Origin of the sequence: Nocardioides sp., assembly GCF_036267815.1 — a bacterium.
In the GTDB taxonomy this organism is placed as follows: Bacteria; Actinomycetota; Actinomycetes; order Propionibacteriales; family Nocardioidaceae; genus Nocardioides.
In genome coordinates, this window is record NZ_DATAVI010000039.1 from 161,856 (window position 1) to 179,681 (window position 17,826).

At 72.6% G+C, this 17,826-nt stretch carries 18 protein-coding genes; 6 read left to right on the top strand and 12 right to left on the bottom strand.

What is annotated here, in order from left to right; translation table 11 throughout:
• The 6 genes from VHW64_RS08480 to VHW64_RS08505 form a co-directional block, all read right to left on the bottom strand.
• Nucleotides 1–573, bottom strand: a complete 573-nt coding sequence (locus VHW64_RS08480; protein ID WP_329650091.1) for a hypothetical protein — start codon at nt 571–573, stop codon at nt 1–3.
• 160 nt (nt 574–733) lie between these two features.
• Nucleotides 734–1,381, bottom strand: a complete 648-nt coding sequence (locus VHW64_RS08485) for a hypothetical protein (RefSeq protein WP_329650092.1) — start codon at nt 1,379–1,381, stop codon at nt 734–736.
• A 52-nt stretch (nt 1,382–1,433) separates the two neighbouring features.
• On the bottom strand, nt 1,434–2,354 hold the full coding sequence (locus VHW64_RS08490; RefSeq protein WP_329650093.1) for an NUDIX domain-containing protein: 921 nt from the start codon (nt 2,352–2,354) through the stop codon (nt 1,434–1,436).
• Nucleotides 2,351–4,225: a translation elongation factor 4 gene (gene lepA / locus VHW64_RS08495; RefSeq protein ID WP_329650094.1), complete on the bottom strand. Its 1,875-nt coding sequence runs from the start codon at nt 4,223–4,225 to the stop codon at nt 2,351–2,353. The genes VHW64_RS08490 and lepA overlap by 4 nt, the downstream gene beginning before the upstream one ends.
• Before the next feature lie 336 nt (nt 4,226–4,561).
• Nucleotides 4,562–5,377, bottom strand: a complete 816-nt coding sequence (locus VHW64_RS08500) for a S8 family serine peptidase (protein WP_329650095.1) — start codon at nt 5,375–5,377, stop codon at nt 4,562–4,564.
• Complete coding sequence (locus VHW64_RS08505; RefSeq protein ID WP_329650096.1) at nt 5,374–5,922, bottom strand: GAF domain-containing protein; 549 nt, start codon at nt 5,920–5,922, stop codon at nt 5,374–5,376. The genes VHW64_RS08500 and VHW64_RS08505 overlap by 4 nt, the downstream gene beginning before the upstream one ends.
• A 158-nt stretch (nt 5,923–6,080) precedes the next feature.
• On the opposite strand from VHW64_RS08505, the gene VHW64_RS08510 reads away from it, so the two are divergent.
• Complete coding sequence (locus VHW64_RS08510) at nt 6,081–6,740, top strand: Crp/Fnr family transcriptional regulator (RefSeq protein ID WP_329650097.1); 660 nt, start codon at nt 6,081–6,083, stop codon at nt 6,738–6,740.
• A 10-nt stretch (nt 6,741–6,750) separates the two neighbouring features.
• Here the strand turns inward: VHW64_RS08510 and VHW64_RS08515 are convergent, their stop codons facing one another.
• The gene (locus VHW64_RS08515) at nt 6,751–7,296 is read right to left on the bottom strand and encodes a maleylpyruvate isomerase family mycothiol-dependent enzyme (RefSeq protein WP_329650098.1); all 546 of its coding nucleotides are present in this window, start codon (nt 7,294–7,296) and stop codon (nt 6,751–6,753) included.
• A 4-nt stretch (nt 7,297–7,300) separates the two neighbouring features.
• On the bottom strand, nt 7,301–7,942 hold the full coding sequence (locus VHW64_RS08520; protein ID WP_329650099.1) for a TMEM175 family protein: 642 nt from the start codon (nt 7,940–7,942) through the stop codon (nt 7,301–7,303).
• 71 nt (nt 7,943–8,013) lie between these two features.
• Here VHW64_RS08520 and VHW64_RS08525 point away from each other — a divergent pair, with 71 nt between their 5' ends.
• The 3 genes from VHW64_RS08525 to rpsT all read left to right on the top strand — a co-directional run bounded on the left by VHW64_RS08525 (nt 8,014) and on the right by rpsT (nt 10,327).
• The gene (locus VHW64_RS08525) at nt 8,014–8,955 is read left to right on the top strand and encodes a phosphotransferase (RefSeq protein ID WP_329650100.1); all 942 of its coding nucleotides are present in this window, start codon (nt 8,014–8,016) and stop codon (nt 8,953–8,955) included.
• Nucleotides 8,952–9,914 carry a hypothetical protein gene (locus tag VHW64_RS08530; protein WP_329650101.1) on the top strand — a complete coding sequence of 321 codons (963 nt, stop codon included), beginning with the start codon at nt 8,952–8,954 and terminating at the stop codon, nt 9,912–9,914. The genes VHW64_RS08525 and VHW64_RS08530 overlap by 4 nt, the downstream gene beginning before the upstream one ends.
• Nucleotides 9,915–10,066: 152 nt before the next feature.
• Nucleotides 10,067–10,327, top strand: a complete 261-nt coding sequence (gene rpsT, locus VHW64_RS08535) for a 30S ribosomal protein S20 (RefSeq protein ID WP_329650102.1) — start codon at nt 10,067–10,069, stop codon at nt 10,325–10,327.
• A gap of 68 nt (nt 10,328–10,395) precedes the next feature.
• On the opposite strand, the gene holA is transcribed toward rpsT, so the two are convergent.
• Nucleotides 10,396–11,379: a DNA polymerase III subunit delta gene (holA, locus tag VHW64_RS08540; protein WP_329650103.1), complete on the bottom strand. Its 984-nt coding sequence runs from the start codon at nt 11,377–11,379 to the stop codon at nt 10,396–10,398.
• A 112-nt stretch (nt 11,380–11,491) separates the two neighbouring features.
• Between holA and VHW64_RS08545 the strand changes: the two genes are divergently transcribed.
• Nucleotides 11,492–11,701, top strand: coding sequence for a hypothetical protein (locus tag VHW64_RS08545; RefSeq protein WP_329650104.1), 210 nt, complete (start codon nt 11,492–11,494; stop codon nt 11,699–11,701).
• A 3-nt stretch (nt 11,702–11,704) separates the two neighbouring features.
• Nucleotides 11,705–13,009, top strand: coding sequence for an NAD(P)/FAD-dependent oxidoreductase (locus tag VHW64_RS08550; RefSeq protein ID WP_329650188.1), 1,305 nt, complete (start codon nt 11,705–11,707; stop codon nt 13,007–13,009).
• A 129-nt stretch (nt 13,010–13,138) separates the two neighbouring features.
• Here VHW64_RS08550 and VHW64_RS08555 read toward each other — a convergent pair whose 3' ends face one another.
• From VHW64_RS08555 to VHW64_RS08565, 3 genes are all read right to left on the bottom strand, one after another.
• On the bottom strand, nt 13,139–15,466 hold the full coding sequence (locus VHW64_RS08555; RefSeq protein WP_329650105.1) for a ComEC/Rec2 family competence protein: 2,328 nt from the start codon (nt 15,464–15,466) through the stop codon (nt 13,139–13,141).
• Nucleotides 15,467–16,534: a ComEA family DNA-binding protein gene (locus VHW64_RS08560; protein WP_329650106.1), complete on the bottom strand. Its 1,068-nt coding sequence runs from the start codon at nt 16,532–16,534 to the stop codon at nt 15,467–15,469.
• 186 nt (nt 16,535–16,720) lie between these two features.
• A complete protein-coding gene (locus VHW64_RS08565; protein ID WP_329650107.1) occupies nt 16,721–17,605 on the bottom strand; it encodes a DegV family protein in 885 nt (294 codons plus the stop codon).
• Nucleotides 17,606–17,826 lie beyond the last annotated feature (221 nt).

Consider the following 17,826-nt stretch of genomic DNA (forward strand, 5'->3'; position numbering starts at 1 on the left):
TTACGGGGTGGGTGCGGCGACGCGGGCCAGCACGGCCGCGACCGTCGGATATCCGGTCGCAGAGGCGGTGAGCGGCACCGTGTCGGTGACCTGGTTCTTCCACACCAGGCAGTAGCTTCCGGAGGGACTGATCGTGGACGACTGGCCCGCTGCCAAGGGTGAGCTGAACCGGTAGCGCATCGTCAAGCTGCCGTCGCTGCCACTGAAGATGGCGGACTCCGACCAGCCGACGCCCCGGTCGCCGCCGATCAAGGGGGCGCCGTTCGAGACACCGACGTAGGCGGAGGGGTAGACGACATTCACCACCAGGTCGGTCGCCGCGGCCGAGCCGTCGTTGCGCACCGTGATGACGGGGAAGGTCTCGTAGACCTGCCCGAGCGGCGCGAGGCTCCGGGACACGCCGTAGTACGTCGCCGTGGTGACCGCGAGCGTGGCCCCGGAGACCGCCGCGGCTGCCGGGGCGGCTGCCGCCAGCGTCACCAGAGGGGTGACCCAGGCGGTGGTCGCGCAGACCCGGACGACGGTCCGTCGCGCTGTCGTGCCGGACGCGCCCGGGTCGGTCTCGTGGGTCATGGCCATCCTCGTGCCGTGCGAGCGCGTCCGGAGTCCCGGGCGGCGCCGCCACCGTGTCACGAGAATCGTGGAAGAACGGGTCGTCCCGAGCGATCGAGCCCCAGAGATTGTTGGCACTCGGACCCGGCTCCCCCGCAGGTTCGGCCTCGAACAGTCCGGCTCAGGAGTGAGTGCCCACCACGTAGGCCAGGGTGACCGACCGCCGGACCACGGTGTGCTTGGTGCCGCTCTTCCACAGGCGGACGCGCCACGGCTGGGACTCCCGGTCCACGCCGTCGCCCCTCGGCGGACCGTAGACGCTGCCGTGGGTGCACGAGTAGAAGCCCACCCACTTCGGGTGCGTCGCGATCGTGCCCCACGCTCCGCCCACCCGCAGCGCGCAGTCCTGCTTGCCGAGGACCATGTCGATCGGGCTCGGCGTCGCCGGCGCGGTCGCGGTGCCCAGCCCCCCGTGGTACCTCACTCGGACCAGCTTCTTGGTCCGGGCATCACGCAGGCAGAGCACCGTGTGGTGCCGCGAGGGCCAGCACGCCGGGAGGTACGCCGCACTCGGGAAGCACTCGTAGATCCCGTCGTCGACGGCGGACGGTGCGGCGCTGGCGTCGCAGTCGGCCTGCACGCCCTTCATCCGGTGCACGGCCCAGCCCGACTCCGGGTGCCCGGCCGAGTCGACGGGACGCACGACCACGACGTGGGTCTTGGCAGACGTGTCGGGCGACGAGCCGCCGTGCGCGGCGTAGGCGGAGCCGGCGGCCAGGGTGCCGGCAGCCAGCGTGGCGGCGAGGGCGACCTTGAGGACGATGCGCATGGTGACCTCCGAGGTAGGGACGAACTGCCACTGTGACGACCGCTGTCGGCGATCAGTTGCGCATGGTTGCGCAGGTGCCGGTGAGCCAGACGTCCGCTGGGAGGTGAGGCTTGCCGGGGATCGCCTGCGTCGACTCCGCGACGTCCACGAGAACGACCGCGGCCAGCCTGCGCCAGAACGCGGCGGCCCGAGCGTTCTCGTTCTGGAAGGGGACCAGCCAGGGTCCGGGGTGCCGGCGCAGGACCTCGGTCGCGAACGCCGCGGCGGTGCCGCCTCCGCGGACCGACCGGGTCACGAAGAACTCCCCCATCAGCCGTTGGTCACGGCCGAGCCCACGCACCAGGGCGAAGCCGCACGGCACATCGCCGAGCCGGGCGAGGTAGGCGACCGCGTCGTCGTTGCCGCGGTACGCCGGGAGCCGGTCCGCGCGGAAGGTGCCCTCGGCACCGGGAGCGCTGTGTCGGAACTCCGAGAGGTCATGCTGGTAGAGCTGCCACAAGCGCTCGACGAGGGGCCAGTCAGGCTCGGCGGCCGCCTCGACGTGCAGGGGCCACACGGCCTCGACGACCTGCTCAGCGATCCCGTCGGGAAGCAGGCCGAGCATCGGTAGCTCTCGGGCGGTCGCCCAGAGTGGCTGGACGTGGTTGTGCTCGGACTGTGCGCGGGCCTCCTCGCCCCCGAGCACCGGATCGCCCTCGGGCACGTCCACCTCGAAGTACGACGCGGGGCGGCCACCGCGGCTGTCGTCGAAGAGGTGACGCACGACCGTGCCCGCCAGCGTGCACTCCTCGGCGAGCTCCCGTACGGCCGCCTCGGCCGGCGTCTCCCCCGGCTCGACGCGACCTCCCGGCAGCACGGCGTACGCACGCCCGTCGAGGCGGCGCGCGATCACCAGCACCTTCGAACCCCGCGCGACGACCGCGACGGCCCGCGGGCCGGCCCCCGGTCCCCCGAGCGGGATCCGCGCGGTCACCTCTTGCCGGCCTTCTCCCCGACCGGGCTGGTGGACAGCGCCGCGATGAAGGCCTCCTGGGGCACCTCGACGCGGCCGACCATCTTCATCCGCTTCTTGCCCTCCTTCTGCTTCTCCAGCAGCTTGCGCTTGCGGGTGATGTCTCCGCCGTAGCACTTCGCGAGCACGTCCTTGCGCATCGCGCGCACGGTCTCGCGGGCGATCACGCGCGCCCCCACGGCAGCCTGGATCGGCACCTCGAACTGCTGCCGCGGGATCAGCTCCTTGAGCTTGCCGGCCAGCATGACGCCGTAGGCGTAGGCCTCGTCGCGGTGCACGATGGCGCTGAAGGCGTCCACGGGATCGCCGTGCAGGAGGATGTCGACCTTGACGAGGTCGGCGAGCTGCTCGCTGGTCGGCTCGTAGTCGAGCGAGGCATAGCCCTTGGTGCGCGACTTCAGCTGGTCGAAGAAGTCGAAGACGATCTCGGCCAGCGGCAGCGAGTAGCGCAGCTCGACGCGGTCGGCGGACAGGTAGTCCATGCCCAGCAGCGATCCGCGCTTGCGCTGGCAGAGCTCCATGATGGTGCCGATGTAGTCGGCGGGGCTGAGGATGGTCGCCCGCACGACCGGCTCGCGGACCGCCGCCACCTTGCCGTCGGGATACTCGCTGGGGTTGGTCACCTCGTGCTCCGTGCCGTCCTCCATCGTCACGTGGTAGACGACGTTGGGCGCGGTCGAGATCAGGTCGAGGCCGAACTCGCGCTCGAGGCGCTCGCGGACGATCTCCATGTGCAGCAGACCCAGGAAGCCGCACCGGAAGCCGAAGCCGAGCGCACCGGAGGTCTCGGGCTCGTAGCTGAGCGCGGCGTCGTTGAGCTGGAGCTTGTCGAGCGCCTCGCGGAGGTCGGTGTAGTCGTCGCCGTCGATGGGGTACAGGCCGGCGAAGACCATCGGGTTGGGGTGCGCGTAGCCGCCCAGGGGCGTGGTCGCGCCGTTGTGCTGGCTGGTCACGGTGTCGCCGACGCGCGACTGGCGCACGTCCTTCACCCCGGTGATGAGGTAGCCCACCTCGCCCACCCCCAGGTCGCCGGCCTTGACCGGCTCGGGGCTGATCACGCCGACCTCGAGCATCTCGTGCACCGCGCCGGTCGACATCATCTTGATCCGGTCGCGGTGACTGAGCTTGCCGTCGATCACGCGGACATAGGTGACGACGCCGCGGTAGGTGTCGTAGACGGAGTCGAAGATCAGGGCCCGCGCCGGCGCGTCCGCGTCGCCGACGGGGGGCGGGGTCTGCCGCACGATCTCGTTGAGAAGGGCAGCGACGCCCTCGCCGGTCTTGGCGCTGACCCGGAGCACCTCCGCCGGGTCGCAGCCGATGATGTGGGCGAGCTCCGCGGCGTACTTCTCCGGGTTGGCGTTGGGCAGGTCGATCTTGTTGAGCACCGGGATGACGTGGAGGTCGGCGCCGAGGGCGAGATAGAGGTTGGCCAGGGTCTGGGCCTCGATCCCCTGGGCGGCGTCGACCAGGAGGACGGCCGCCTCACACGCCTCGAGCGACCGGGAGACCTCGTAGGTGAAGTCGACGTGGCCCGGGGTGTCGATCATGTTGAGCACGTAGGTACCCGGCGCGGTGTCCTGGTCGTTGTCCTGCTCGACCGTCCACGGCATGCGCACTGCCTGGCTCTTGATCGTGATCCCGCGCTCGCGCTCGATGTCCATGCGGTCGAGGTACTGCGCCCGGGCGCTCCGCTCGTCCACGACGCCGGTGAGCTGGAGCATCCGGTCGGCGAGCGTCGACTTCCCGTGGTCGATGTGGGCGATGATGCAGAAGTTCCGGAGGACCGCGGGGTCGGTGCCACCAGGCACGGGCACGGGCGGGTTGGGCACGGCGGACCTCTGCGGGAAACGGGTGGGATCGGTCTCGACGATTGTTCCACGCGGTCCCCGCCGGCCCGGATTCGTCGAGGGCCATCGCAGGAGGACGCACGGGTACGGCGGGGAGGCGCACCCCCCTGGGAGCCTCCCCGCCGTGTTTCCCCGTGCTGCTCGCCGTCCGATCCCCCCGGTCGAGCGACGAGACATCCGTGGTGTCGCCTGCTGCGTGCGACAGGTCCCACCCTGCCGCCGGCCGGGGCGCCCCGTCTGTCACGCGCGTGACAGAAGGCGAAGAACCACGCACTCCATCGCGCACGACGGCGTCCGGGTCAGGTGCGCGGAGGGCGCTCAGCGAGCGGAGCTGTTGACGCTCGCCGCCTGGAGGACGGCCTTGACCTGGAACGGCGTGAGCCAGGGGTGCTTGCTGCGCATGAGGGCCACCATCGCCGCCACGTGCGGAGCGGCGAAGCTGTTCCCGGTCGCGGTGATCGACCCGCCCTCGGCCCACGCGACGTCGACGTCGATGCCGCGCGCACCGAACTCCACCGGGGGACGGGCGTTGTAGGCCAGCCCCATCGGGTCGCCCCCGGCCCGCGCGGCTACCGACACGACCGAGGCGTACTGCGAGGGGTACGTGGGACCCGGGAGGTTGTTGGCCGCGCAGACGAGCACGGTCCCGGCGAAGTACGCCTCGTCGGCGACCTCGTGCAGCGGCCCGAACATCGCGTCGGACTTGCTGGACAGCGAGAGGTTCGCGACGTGCATGCCGTGCTCGACGCTCCACAGGACCCCGGCGTGCAGGAGGGCGCCGCGTCCCTTGAGGTTGGCCCCCAGCACACGGACGGAGTAGATCAGCGCCTGCGGGGCGAGGGCCCGGACGATCGCGGCGCACGCCGTGCCGTGGCCGACGAGGTCCTCGTGCTCGCCCTCGACGGCGGCGAACCCCGGCTCGGTGTCCGGGTCGAGCTCGAAGGCCACCGCGCCGGCGATGCCGCCGACTCGCGGATGGCCGGCGTCCACCCCGCTGTCGACCACCGCCACCTTGACCCCGGCTCCCGTGGCACCGGCGAAGGCCCACTCGCGCACGCCGTCGATCGGCAGCGCGACGACCTCCTCGAGCGCAGCCCGGTCGAACGCGCGAGACCACTCGGGGACCAGCGTCACCGGTGACCGCCCGGTCTCGACCCCCACGACTCCACGAGGCGGAGCACCTCGCTGCCCAGGCGGGCCAGCGGCTCACCCTCGGCGAGGGTTCCCGCGGCGTTCATCCGGTCGAGCAGCATCGCGAGGAGCCCCGCGATCGTGCCCAACACGTTCAGGGTCCAGTCACTGGCCTCGTCGACGACCGGGTCGAGCACCGAGAGGACGCCGAGGACCTCCCCGCCGGGATCGACGATCGGCGCGGCCAGGATCGCCGTCGGCACGTAGTGCGTGGACTCGGCCACGTCGCGGGCGAACCTCGCGTCGGACACGACGTCGCGCACGGCGATCGGCTGACCGGACATCGCGGCCCAGCCCGCGATGCCGCGGCTCACGGGGATGCTCACGCCCACGATCTCCTCCGACCCCGCACCGTCCGAGGCGACGAAGGCGAGCGTCTCCCCCTCGGGGTCGACCAGGGCGATCGAGCAGGCCGCGGCCCCGAACAGGGCACGGGTCGCCTCGACGCAGCGGCCCAGGGCCGGATCGACGTCGGGTGCGGTCGTCATAGCGGCACCGTACTGACGAGGGCAAGAGGGTGTCCCTGCGCCGGACTGGCTCCGATGAGCAGGACGACCGGGGGGTGGGAGGTACGTCCGCTCACTCCCAGAGATTCTGTTGCTCACGTGACACTTGGAGGCCGCTCTCCCCTGATATGACTGTCCATGTGAACGTCCCCAAGGTCTTGCAGTCCTTGCCGGACTCGGACGCCAAGATCTTGCTCCGTGCCGGGAAGGTGAACAACTACGCGCGACGCGACGTCCTGGTGCACGAGGGCGACATCGCCGACTCGTTCCACATCGTTCTCGACGGCCGCGCCGCCGTCCGGGTCACCACACCCACCGGGGAGAGCGCCATCGTCAACATCCTCGGCCGCGACGACCACTTCGGTGAGGTGTCGCTGATCGGGCTCGAGGACCCACGGCGTACGGCGAGCATCGTCGCCCTGGAGCCGATGCGGACGCTGAGCATCCCGGCCGGGATCTTCCGCGACCTTCGCGAGCGCAACCCCCGCCTCGAGCAGCTGGTCTCCGCGATCCTGGCCCGCCGCGTCGACGAGCTCTCCGCCCAGCTGGTCGAGGCGATGTACGACTCGCTCGAGAGCCGCGTCCTGCACCGGCTGATCAGGCTGGCCGACACCTACACCTCCTCGAGCGGTCCGATCACGATCCCGCTCACCCAGGACGAGCTGAGCCAGCTCGTGGGCGGGGCGAGGCCGACGGTCAACCAGATCCTGCGCCGGCTCGTCGAGGAGGGCGTGATCGGCGTCGGGCGGGGCCGGATCGTGATCGGCGACAAGCTGGCGCTCACCCGACGCTCTGCCTGACGTTGGACCCTCAGCCTGCTGCTACCGCTCTCCCGGCGAAGGCCGCGATGCGCTCGTAGGCGTCCGCGTCCTCGGGCGCGGTGTGCTCGGCCCCGAATGCCGGCTCTCGCATCTCCGGCTTGAGGTTGGCCCGCATGAACGCGAGGCCGCGATCCGCGACCTCCTGGTCCAGCCCGTCGGTGGGCCGCCCCAGCGCTGCCACGAGGTCGTAGGTGTGGATGGCGACCTCGGCCGACTGCCAGTCCGGACCCATCGGCGTGTCGTTCGAGCCCACGCCCTGCCAGGCCTCCATCAAGTCGGCGGCGCCCCGGCGCAGCTCCTCACCCCTGTGGTCACCGCGGGACGGCGCGGGCCCAGACCAGTCCACCTCCTCGCCACGCACCATCTGGGCGAACCTCTCCGGCGCGACCACCAGGTGGTCGACCAAGGCGGAGACAGTCCAGTCGGCGCACGGGGTGGAGCGAGCCAGGTCGGACTCGTCGACGGTGTCCACGATGCCGGCGGCCTGGTCCAGGCCGCGCGCCAGCACGGCCAGCTCGTCCTCGCGTGTCGTCATGACCTCACCGTACGCCGGCCCGGCGGTCGAGCCGGCTCCTCATCACGTTCACGACCTGGTCGGTGGCCACCAGGAGCAGGAGCGGAAGGTAGGTCAGGGCGGGCACCAGCAACATCACGCCCAGCGCGACCAGGAAGGTGAGGCACACGCCGAAGGAGCGGAGCGGATCGGGCGACTCCTCGGAGTCCCGCAGGCTCCTGTCCCGCCGTACCTGCACGCAGACCAGGGCCAGGAGCAGGGAGCTCAGCGCCATGGTCCCGACGTAGAGCACCTTGGTCAGCGGCTGGTCGCTCACCCCGCCTCGGGCGGAGACCAGCGCCGTCGGGAAGGGCAGGAAGACGATGGTCACCGTCCAGAGCGTCAGCAAGCGGGTGATCGTCTGGTTGGCGGCGACCAGGTGGCGCAGCATCCCGTGCTGGGTCAGCCACAGGTTGGCGATCACCGCGAAGCTGAGGAAGAACGCACCGATCAGTGGCCGGTTCTTGTCGACCAGGGCCGACACCGAGCCGCCGTCGTTCAGCTCCCTGGCGAGGTCGACCAGCGGGAGCACCAGCAGGGTGATGGCGATGGCCACGATCGCGTCCACGAACGTGAGGAACCGGTCCAGGTCTCGGGCGCGCTCCCGCTCGACGTTGGTCTCGCTCATGGCTGCCAGGCTAGGGCGTGTCGGCGCTACCAGGGAGGCGTGACCCGGAGCCGATGAGCCAGGATGTCGGGGTGGTTGCCACTCCTTCGACGATCCCTCACGGACGTACGGCGCGACGGCTGGAGTGGAAGCATCTGCCGGCCCCTGTGCGCCGGCTCGTCGAGGAGCGCTGCGGCACCACCGTGGTACAGGCGCAGTCGCAAGGGGCGGGGTTCACCCCCGGCTTCGCCTCGGTGCTGACCGGTGTCGACGGCTCCCGGCACTTCGTGAAGGCCGCGTCCACGGCCGCTCAGGCGATGTTCGCCCGGTCCTACCGCGAGGAGGCACGCAAGCTCGGTGCCCTCCCGGACTCGGCGCCCGCCCCACGGCTGCTCTGGGTCGAGGACGCCGACTGGGTGGTCCTCGGTCTCGAGCACGTCGAGGCGACCGCACCGCGCCGACCCTGGCGACCCCGACAGCTGGACCGCTGCCTGGACGCCCTGGAGCTGGTCGCGGACGTGCTGACGCCGGTCCCGGACGAGATGGAGCTGGAGCCGATCGCGGCCGAGCTCGCGACCTGGCCGGCGTTCTGGGACGACGTGCGCGGGCAGGAGGAGCTGCCGCACGCGGACGAGGCGGCCGCGCTGGCGGCGGCGTTCGCCGAAGGGGCGATCGGAGACACGGTCGTGCATACCGACGTCCGCGACGACAACCTGCTGCTCACCTCCGACGGCCGGACCCTGCTCTGCGACTGGAACTGGCCGGTCGCCGGCGCGGCATGGGTCGACTCCCTGATCCTGCTGATCGGACCCCGCGGCGACGGCGTCGACGTCGAGCGCGTGATCGCGGAGCGCCGGCTCCTGCGCGACGTGCCGGCCGAGCACGTGGACCGCCTGCTCGCCCTGGTCTGCGGCTACTTCCTCAGGTCCGCCGCCGAGCCGGTGCCGTCGACGTCGCCGTACATCCGCCAGGCACAGCGCTGGCAGGGCGAGGTCTGCTGGGACTGGCTGACCGAACGCCGAGGCTGGCGGTGACCGGGGTGGGAGCCGTGGGCGTGCGCCGGTCGTACGTCGAGGTGCCGCCGCGCGTGCGTGCCTGGGTCGACGCAACCCTCGGCTCGCCGGTCGCGCGATGGTCCGACCAGATCGGCGGCATGTCGCCCGGCTGCGCCACCCGCCTGGTCGGGCACGACGGCCGACGGGCGTTCGTCAAGGCCGTCGGCGCCGAGCTCAACTCGGCCTCCCCCACCCTGTTCCGGCGCGAGATCGAGGTGCTCCACGCGATCGGCTCGCATGCGCTGTGGGCGGATCTCGTGGCGTCCTACGACGACGGTCAGTGGGTCGCCCTGCTGCTCGAGGACGTCTCGGGGGGCCACCCCGACCTCGACGACGACGCCGAGATGGAGGCGCTGCTCGTCGCCACCGACCGTCTGGTTGAGGTCCTCGGCCAGGTCACGGTGCCGGCGGGGCCGCGGGCCACCAACCTCGGCCAGCCGGGCCTGGTCGACGCCCAGGCTCGCTTTCGCGCGTGGTCGACCGCGCTCGACCATCTCGACGAGATCCCGGACGACCTGGTCCCTACCGCTCTTCGACGGTCACCGGCGAGGCTGCGTCGGCTGGTCTCCCTGCTGGAGGACGACGAGACCCAGCTCTCCCACTGGGACATCCGGGTCGACAACCTGCTGCGCCCCGCGCCGGGGCGGATCGTGTTCGTGGACTGGGGCTCCGGGGCGCTCGCACCGGCGTGGTGCGATCCCCTCCTGGCCCGGTTCGAGCGCGTCGAGGAGGCCTGGTTCGACTCCTCGGTGCAGCGCTCGCCGACTCTGGCCGCCGCCGGAGACGACCTGGTGACGGGGTTCCTGGTCGCCTTCGGATTGGCGCTGGCCTGGCAGTCGACGCGCCCGCCGGCCGACGTCGGGCTGCCCACGCTCAACGAGTTCCGCCGTACCCAGGCTCGACGGGCCCTGGTCGGCGCCGCGCGCCGCCTGGGCTGAGCCGACCGGAGCGCCGGCTGCCGGATTTGGGCGGCGTGACGGGCCGCTGGTAACTTTGTCCCTCGCGTGTGAGGTCGCTGCGACCCCGTATGCCCAGACTCTGCACCACCTGCGAGAACGACCCTGCATCCATCGACCGAAGGCCTTTGTCAGTGGCGAACATCAAGTCCCAGATCAAGCGGAACAAGCAGAACGAGAAGCGTCATCAGCGCAACAAGGCTGTGAAGTCCGAGCTGAAGACCCTGGTGCGCAAGTTCCGCGAGGCCGCGGACGCCGGCGACAACGACGCAGCCGTCGAGGCCAGCCGCGTGGCCGGGCGCAAGCTGGACAAGGCCGTCTCCAAGGGCGTCATCCACAAGAACCAGGCGGCCAACCGCAAGTCGGCGATCATGAAGCGCGCCTCCTCTCTCTGAGCCGCCACCCTGCCTGACTCCGACGGCGCCGACCCACGGGTCGGCGCCTTTGTCGTCTCCAGGCCCTGTCAGGAGCGCTCGCGCAGGCCGGTGATCGTGAGCACCAGTCGCTCCAGGGTGTACGGCGCGTCGCCGGCGGCTCCCTTGATGTCCGCGTCGGCCTGGGCGATCGTGCGGATGGCGCGCGCGATCGCCGCCTCGCTCCAGCCGCGTGACTGGTCGCGGATCGTGCGCACCTTCCACGGCGGCACCCCGACCTCGCGGGCCAGGTCGGCCTCGCGCAGGCCCCGCGGGGCGCAGAGATATCTGGCGATGCCGCGTGCCGAGCCCGCGAACGCGGACGTGACCAGCACCGGCGCCGTCCCGCCGTCCAGCGCCCATCTGAGCTCCTCGAGCGCTGGACGTCGCCTCCCCCAGAAGGCCGCGTCGGCCACGGCGAACGACTTCGCCTCCGCCCGGCCACCGAAGTAGCGCTTCACCTTCTCCTCGGTCAGCACCTCGCCGGGGAAGTCACCGGCCAGCTGGCCCGCGGCGGCCGACAGGGAGCGCAGGTCCTGCCCGACTGCCTGGACCAACGCGGCTGCGGCCTCCGGCTCGATCGATGCCCCGTGCCCCCGGACCTCGGCCACGACGAAGCCGGGGAACTCCGAGGCGCGCAGCTCCTCGGACTTCACCTCGGTGACCTCGGGGAGCTTGCGCAGCTTGGTCAGAACGCCCGAGCCCTTCTGCCCACCGCCGTGCACGAGCACCACGGCCACGTCGTCGACAGGCTCGGCGGCGTAGGCGAGCAGACCGTCGACCGACTCCTCGGGGAGGTTCTCCAGGCCGCGGACGACGACGCACCGGGTGGTCGAGAACAGCGACGGCGCCGCCAGGTCTCCCAACGCCCCGCCGGTCAGGCCGAGCGCCTGGGTCTCGCTGACCTCCGCCTCGACATCATGGCGACGCACTGCCTCGCGGACCCCGGTGACCGTCCGCTCCGAGAGGAACTCCTCCTTGCCGGTCACCAGCGTCACTCGGCCGAGCACGTCGGCGGCGCTCGGACCTCGCATGGGGGAAGCCTGGCACACCCCGCCGACACCCGAGGCCCTGGTGGCGTGGGTGCGGGCCATGGCGTCGCGCGACCGCTCATCGACCTCGTGCGTACGGCGCTAGCCTGACCAGGTGCCCGCGGTCTCCGCCAACCCGCCGTCGTCGTCCGCAGTCTCTCGCCGCCGGCTGGTCACCGGTGCCGCCGGTGCCGCCGGTGTCGCCGGCCTCGCGACGACGACGTGGAGCCCGTGGCCGGCCACAGGTGCCGCGGCCAGGAGGGGTCGCGTCGTTCCTACGGTCGCCGTGGTCGGAGCGGGCCTGGCCGGCCTGACCTGTGCCTAGGAGCTGGCCCGGCACGGGGTGCCCTGCACCGTCTACGAGGCGCACCCGCATCGGCTGGGAGGCCGGTGCTGGACATCACGCGGCTGGGCCCACGGGCAGACTGCCGAGCACGGCGGCGAGTTCATCGACACCGTCCACCACTCGATCCGCAAGCTCGTGGCAGAGCTGGGACTCGAGCTCGACGACCTGGCTCCCCTGCCCGCTGGCCGGCCACCGGCGCGGGACCGCTTCTTCCTGCGTGGAGCGCGCAGGGGCGAGGGTGCGGTCTACGACGGCTACCACCTGCTGCGCGCGGCCGCAGACCGAGATGCCCGGCGGATCGGGTCCTACCGCTTCGACCGGGCCGGTCGGGCCGCGCGTGAGCTCGACGAGCGCACCGCCGCGGAGTGGCTCCACGAGGCGCTCGGGAGCAGACATCCCCTGCTGGCCGTGGAGACCACGCAGTACATGGCCGAGGAGTACGGCCTCGACCCGCAGCACCTCAGCGCGATCAACATGGTCCTGGAGTTCGCCAGCGGAGGCGTGCCGTCGGACGAGCGGTTCCACGTGCGTGGCGGGAACGACCAGATCGTCGCCGGCCTCGCTGCTCGGCTGCCCCGGGGGACGGTGCTCCGCGACTCGCGGCTGACCTCGCTACGGCGTCGCGCCGACGGGCGCTACCGGCTCGGCTTTCGAGGCGAGCCCGCCCAGGTGGCCGACGTGGTCGTGCTGTGCACGCCGTTCTCGGCCCTGCGGCACGTCGACCTGGGCGGCGCGGACCTGAGCCGGCGCAAGCTGGACTGCATCGAGCACCTCGGCATGGGCACCAACGCCAAAGTCCTGCTCCAGCTCGACCACCACGTCTCCCACTTCGGCCCGACCGCCGCCTCTCGCTGGTCCGGTGAGTACGACGACGCCCGCATCGACACCTGGGCGTCGTCGCTGGCCGAGCGCGGTCGGACCAGCCTCCTGACGGTCTACTCCGGCGGCACGGTCGGCGCGTCCTATGACGTGGCTCGCGCCCACGGACCCGCCCCTCGACACATCGCCAGGCAGGCGCTCGCCGAGATCTCGCGGGCCGTTCCCGGTCTGGAGAACGGCTACGCCGGCCGGGCCTGGGTCGACGCCTGGGTGCACGACCCGTACAGCCATGGCTCGTACGCCGCGTTCCGACCTGGCCAGTTCACCCGGTGGTGGGGGTTCGTGGGCGCACCCGAGCATCACGTGCACTTCGCCGGAGAGCACACTGCGATGGCCGCTCTGGGGTACCTGGACGGGGCTGTCGTCAGCGGAGGGCGGGCCGCCCGCGAGGTGCGGGCCAAGCTCTGACCCCTGTGCTCTGGGCTCCGGGCTCCGGGCTCTGGGCTCTGGGCTCTGGGCTCCGACCTCCGGGCTCCGGGCTCCGGGCTCCGACCTCTGGGCTCCGACCTCTGACCTCCGGGCTCTGGGTCGCCGGGGTCAGCTGCCGCCTCTCGTCACGGTCGCGAGCCGACCGTCTCGCTCGACCACCGCGATGCTCCCCTCCTGGTCGGTGCGCAGCACCCGGGCTCCGGTGGCGGCGAGGCCTGCGACCGTCTCCGCGGCGGGCTGGCCGTAGTCGTTGCCGGCTCCGACCGAGATCAGGGCAAGGCGCGCGTGCAGGGAGCGCAGGAACGGCAGGTCCTGGTAGCGGCTCCCGTGGTGGGGCACCTTGAGCACGTCGACCCGGAGCCCGGGCAGCGCGGCGGCGATCTGCTCCTGACCCTCGGGCTCGATGTCGCCGCTCAACAAGAAGCGCACCCCGGCGATCCGCGCCACCAGGACGACGCTGGCATTGTTGGCGGTGCTGCCGTCTCCGGGTCCGACGGTCGGCGAGCTCGGCAGCGGCCAGACCGGCTCCAGGGTGATGTCACCGACCCGACAGGTCTGGGCGTAGGGCGCCACCGACACCGGCACACCGGCCGCCGCGAGGGCGCGCCGTACCAGGGAGACCCCCTCGGGAGGGTCCTGGAGCCGGGTCACCCACACCCGCCCGACCCGTCGACCCGCAAGCACGCCGGGGAGGCCGTCGACGTGGTCGGCGTGGAAGTGGGTCAGCACCACCAGGGCGACGGTGCGGATGTCGAGCCCGTCGAGGCATGCCTTCATCGGTCTCGGGTCTGGCCCGGCGTCGACCACCACCGCGTCATGGCCGACACCGGTGTTGAGCACGAGTCCGTCGCCCTGCCCGACATCGCAGGCAACCATGAGCCAGCCGTCGGGCGGCCATCCGGGAGTCGGCACCCGCACCAACGCGGCCACGACCAGCAACCCGCAGCACGCGACCCCCGTGGACCGCCGCCCCAGAAGGTGGGGGGCGGCCACGGCGAGGGCCACGCACGTCGCCGACAGCACGATCAGCGCGAGCGGACCGGTGCCCCAGGCGACGGCCGCAGACGGCAGACCGGCTCCGCGCTCGGCGACCCAGATCACCCAGGCCACGCACCAGCCGGCCGCCCAGCCGAGGACCCGGCCCGCCGGCGCCCACGCCAGGGTGACGATCCCGCCGGCCAGTCCCAGCACCGTGGCCGGGCCCACCGCCGGGGCCGCCAGGAGGTTGGCTGCCACGGCCACGAGGCTGACCTGACCGGAGATCGCGGCGACCAACGGCGTGCAGGCCAGCTGGGCCGCGGCCGGGACCGCCACGGCCTCGGCCACCGCACGCGGCAGCCAGCGGGCCAGCGCGTCGCGCCAGACCGGGGCCAGCAGAAGGATCCCGGCGGTGGCCAGCACCGACAGCCCGAACCCGACGGCGGTGGCGAGTGCCGGGTCGAGGAGCAGGAGCGCGACCGTGGCCACCCCGAGCGCACGGGTGCCCCTGTCGGCACCGCCGGATGCCATGCCCAGGAGCGCCACGGCACCCATCGCCGCGGCTCGCAGGACGCTGGGCTCGGCCCGGGCCACCAGCACGAACCCCGCGATGCCGGCAGCACCCACGACGTAGAGCCAGCGACCGCGTACGCCCAGCCAGCGGGCGACCATCACGGCGAACCCCACGACGAGCGTGAGGTTGGTCCCGGACACTGCCAGGAGGTGGGTCAGCCCGGTGGTGCGGAAGTCATCGGTCAGATCCGGGTCGAGTCCCGCGTCGTCACCGTCGACCAGGGCCGGCACCAGGGCTCTGCGGTCGGGCGGTAGCTCGGACACCGACGCGCGCAGCGCGGCCCTGACCTGGGCGGACGCCCGCCACCACGGCCCGGGCCCGGCCCGGATGTCCGGCGGCTCCTCGGTCGACAGCACAGCAGCGACGTCGTCACCGGAGGCGACCGCGAGATGGCCGGAGGCCCGTACGGTGGAGCCCAGCGCCACCGTCTGCCACGACGGGGGCGCGAACACCAGCAGCGGCTCCCGCAGTCCGATCGCCCGGCCGGCCACGAGGACCACCTGGCTCTGGACGCTGACCAGCACCTCCTCACCGAAACGTCCCCGGATGCGTCGCGGGTCGTCGCGCACCGTGCCGGTGACGGTGACCGACTCGCGCTGGCGGGCGAGCAGGGAGAGCGGGTTGTGCTTGGTGTGGAGGGAGTGCGACGCGGCCACAGTCGCCGCCGCCGAATAGACCAGCAGGCCGGCCGCGAGAGCAAGGCCGGCCCCGCTGCGGTGGCGCCGCCAGACGAGCGCGGCGCCCGTCGCGAGCCCGACCCCGCCCGCGACGGGAAGGCTCCAGCCGTGGCCAGCACCAGCCAGCGCCCCGGCCCAGGCGGCGACGGCCAGCCAGACCGTGCGCAGATCGGGGAGGCGGGGACGATGGTCACGGCGGGCAGGCACTCAGATCGTCACCAACGGCGCGAGCTTGGCCAAGGTGGCGTCGCCGATGCCGTCGACGTCGAGGAGCTGGTTGACCGAGGCGAACCCGCCGTGCTGACCGCGCCAGGCGATGATCGCTGCCGCGGTCACCGGACCGACCTCGGGAAGGGACTCCAGGGTGGTCTCGTCCGCTGTGTTGATGTCCACCGGGACCCCTGCACCGGCTGCGGTGCCGGCTGCGGTGCCGGCTGGGGTGCCGGCTGGGGTGCCGGCTGGGGTTCCGCCCGCGGTGCCGCCCGAAGCGCCCGCCGCAGAGCCCGCCGCAGCCGGTGCCGGGCCACCGACCACCACCAGCTCGCCGTCGGTGAGCACTTGGGCGAGGTTGAGACCGGCCAGGTCGACACCGGGTCGGGCGCCGCCGACGGCCCGGAGGGCGTCGACGATCCGCGCACCCGCCCGCAGCACCGCGATGCCCGGATGGCGAACCTTGCCCGTCACGTCGACCACGACCTTGACCGGCGCCGCGGCGCTGGAGGGCGATGTCGCCGCAGGCCCGCCTCCGCCCGAGGAGGCCGCCGGCTCCACCGGAGCTGTCAGGTCCGCCTGCGGATCCTGCGGCGTCTCCAGGGCCGTGGGCGCGGGCACGGTGTGCCCACCGCTGCGCACCAGCCACCAGCAGGTCAGCGCCAGGCCGACTGCCACCAAGATCGCGACCACTGCCACCTGGCCGGAGCCGAAGGCCACCCTTCCGCGCAGGCCCTCGGGAACGACGTCGGACCACGACCCGGACCGGCGCCGCGACGCGTGACGCCCGGGGAGCCGGACGACCGACGTGGCCGGGCCGGCCCCCCTCCCCGGCCCGGCTACGTCGTCGAGCGCCTCCTCGTCCCCCTCCTCGTGCACCAGGTCGTCGTCGGCCCGCACCTGGGTCGGGCGACCGAGGTCGGGCACGGCTCGGATGCCGGCTCGCCGCGGCCGCACGTCGCCGGGCGCCGTGGCCGCACGCACCCCCGCGAGCTCGGTGGTGAGCAGCTCCAGCCGACGAGACACGGCGGCCTCGTGCTGAGCGGCAAGGGATCGGCTTCGCATGCCAGAGACGCTAGGAGCCGGACGAGGCACCCTCGTGCGGGCAAGGCGCCGCCTGTGGACGACGAGCGGTACGGGAGACCTGTGGACGGCAAGCGGGCCAGCCTCGGGTGGCCGAGAAGCTCGTGCCACGACCGTGTCGAGGGAACCCACCCGGGTCGGGCCCCAGACACCAGCAGCGGGGCTGGGTCACTCCTGGGCGCTCGGCGCGCCCCCGAGCAAGGGCGCGAGGCAGACCGCGACCATGCCGGGTCCGACGTGCGCGCCGAGGACCGCGCCCAGCTCTCCACACCACACGTCCCGGCCATCGAGGTTGGCAGCAAGGCGTTCGGCGAGCCGCCCAGCCAGGGCGCCGGCGCGGTCCGGGTTGGCCAGGTGGGAGACGCAGAGGTCCACCGCCCGGCTGCCCGCGGTCTCGACGACGAGGTCCTCCATCCGGCTCAGCGCACGCGCGGAGGTCCGGACCCGGTCGAGGTTGACGACCCGTCCCTCGTCGATGCGCAGCAGGGGCTTGACCGAGAGCGCACCGCCGAGGATGGCGGCGGCAGCGCCGATCCGACCGCCCCGCCGGAGGTACTCGAGGGTGTCGACGTAGAAGAGGGTGGTGGCCAGCTCGGCCCGCCGGCGGGCGGCCTGGGCCGCCGCGGCGACGTCTCCCCCGGCGTCCAGGACGTCGACCGCGCTGAGCGCGCAGTAGCCCGTCGCGATCCCGACCTGACGAGAGTCGACCACGGTCACCGGCACCGGAGACTCGCGAGCCGCGAGCAGCGCGGACTCGTAGGTGCCGCTCATCTCGGCCGAGAGATGCACGGACAGGATCTCCGAGGCTCCCTGCGCCGCGATCGTGGCGTACACCCCGGCGAGGTGCGCCGGTGCCGGACGCGAGGTGCTGACCGGGCGGAACCCCTTGAGCGCCTCGGCAACCATTTCCGGGGTCGCCCCCTGCGGCCCCTCGTCGTACACGCTGGCGCCGATCACGACCTGGAGGGGGACGACGACGATCCCCCGTGCCCGAGCCACCTCGGGAGGCAGGGACGCCGTCGAGTCGGTGACGACCACAGCCCGGCCCGACATGGCCGAAGACTACCCGTCGCGGGCGGTGGGTCCCGGCTGGTCGGACGATGCTCTCGACCACGGCCAGCGCTCGGGCCGCAGGTCGTCGAGCGCCGTCGGGTCACCGGAGAGGGCCGTCGGGTCACCGGAGAGATAGGAGGCAGGACCTTGCCAACAGCGGCGTCGAACAATGCGTCGGTGTCAGCCCGACGACAAGTGCGACGAGCGAGTCGTCGCCGTCG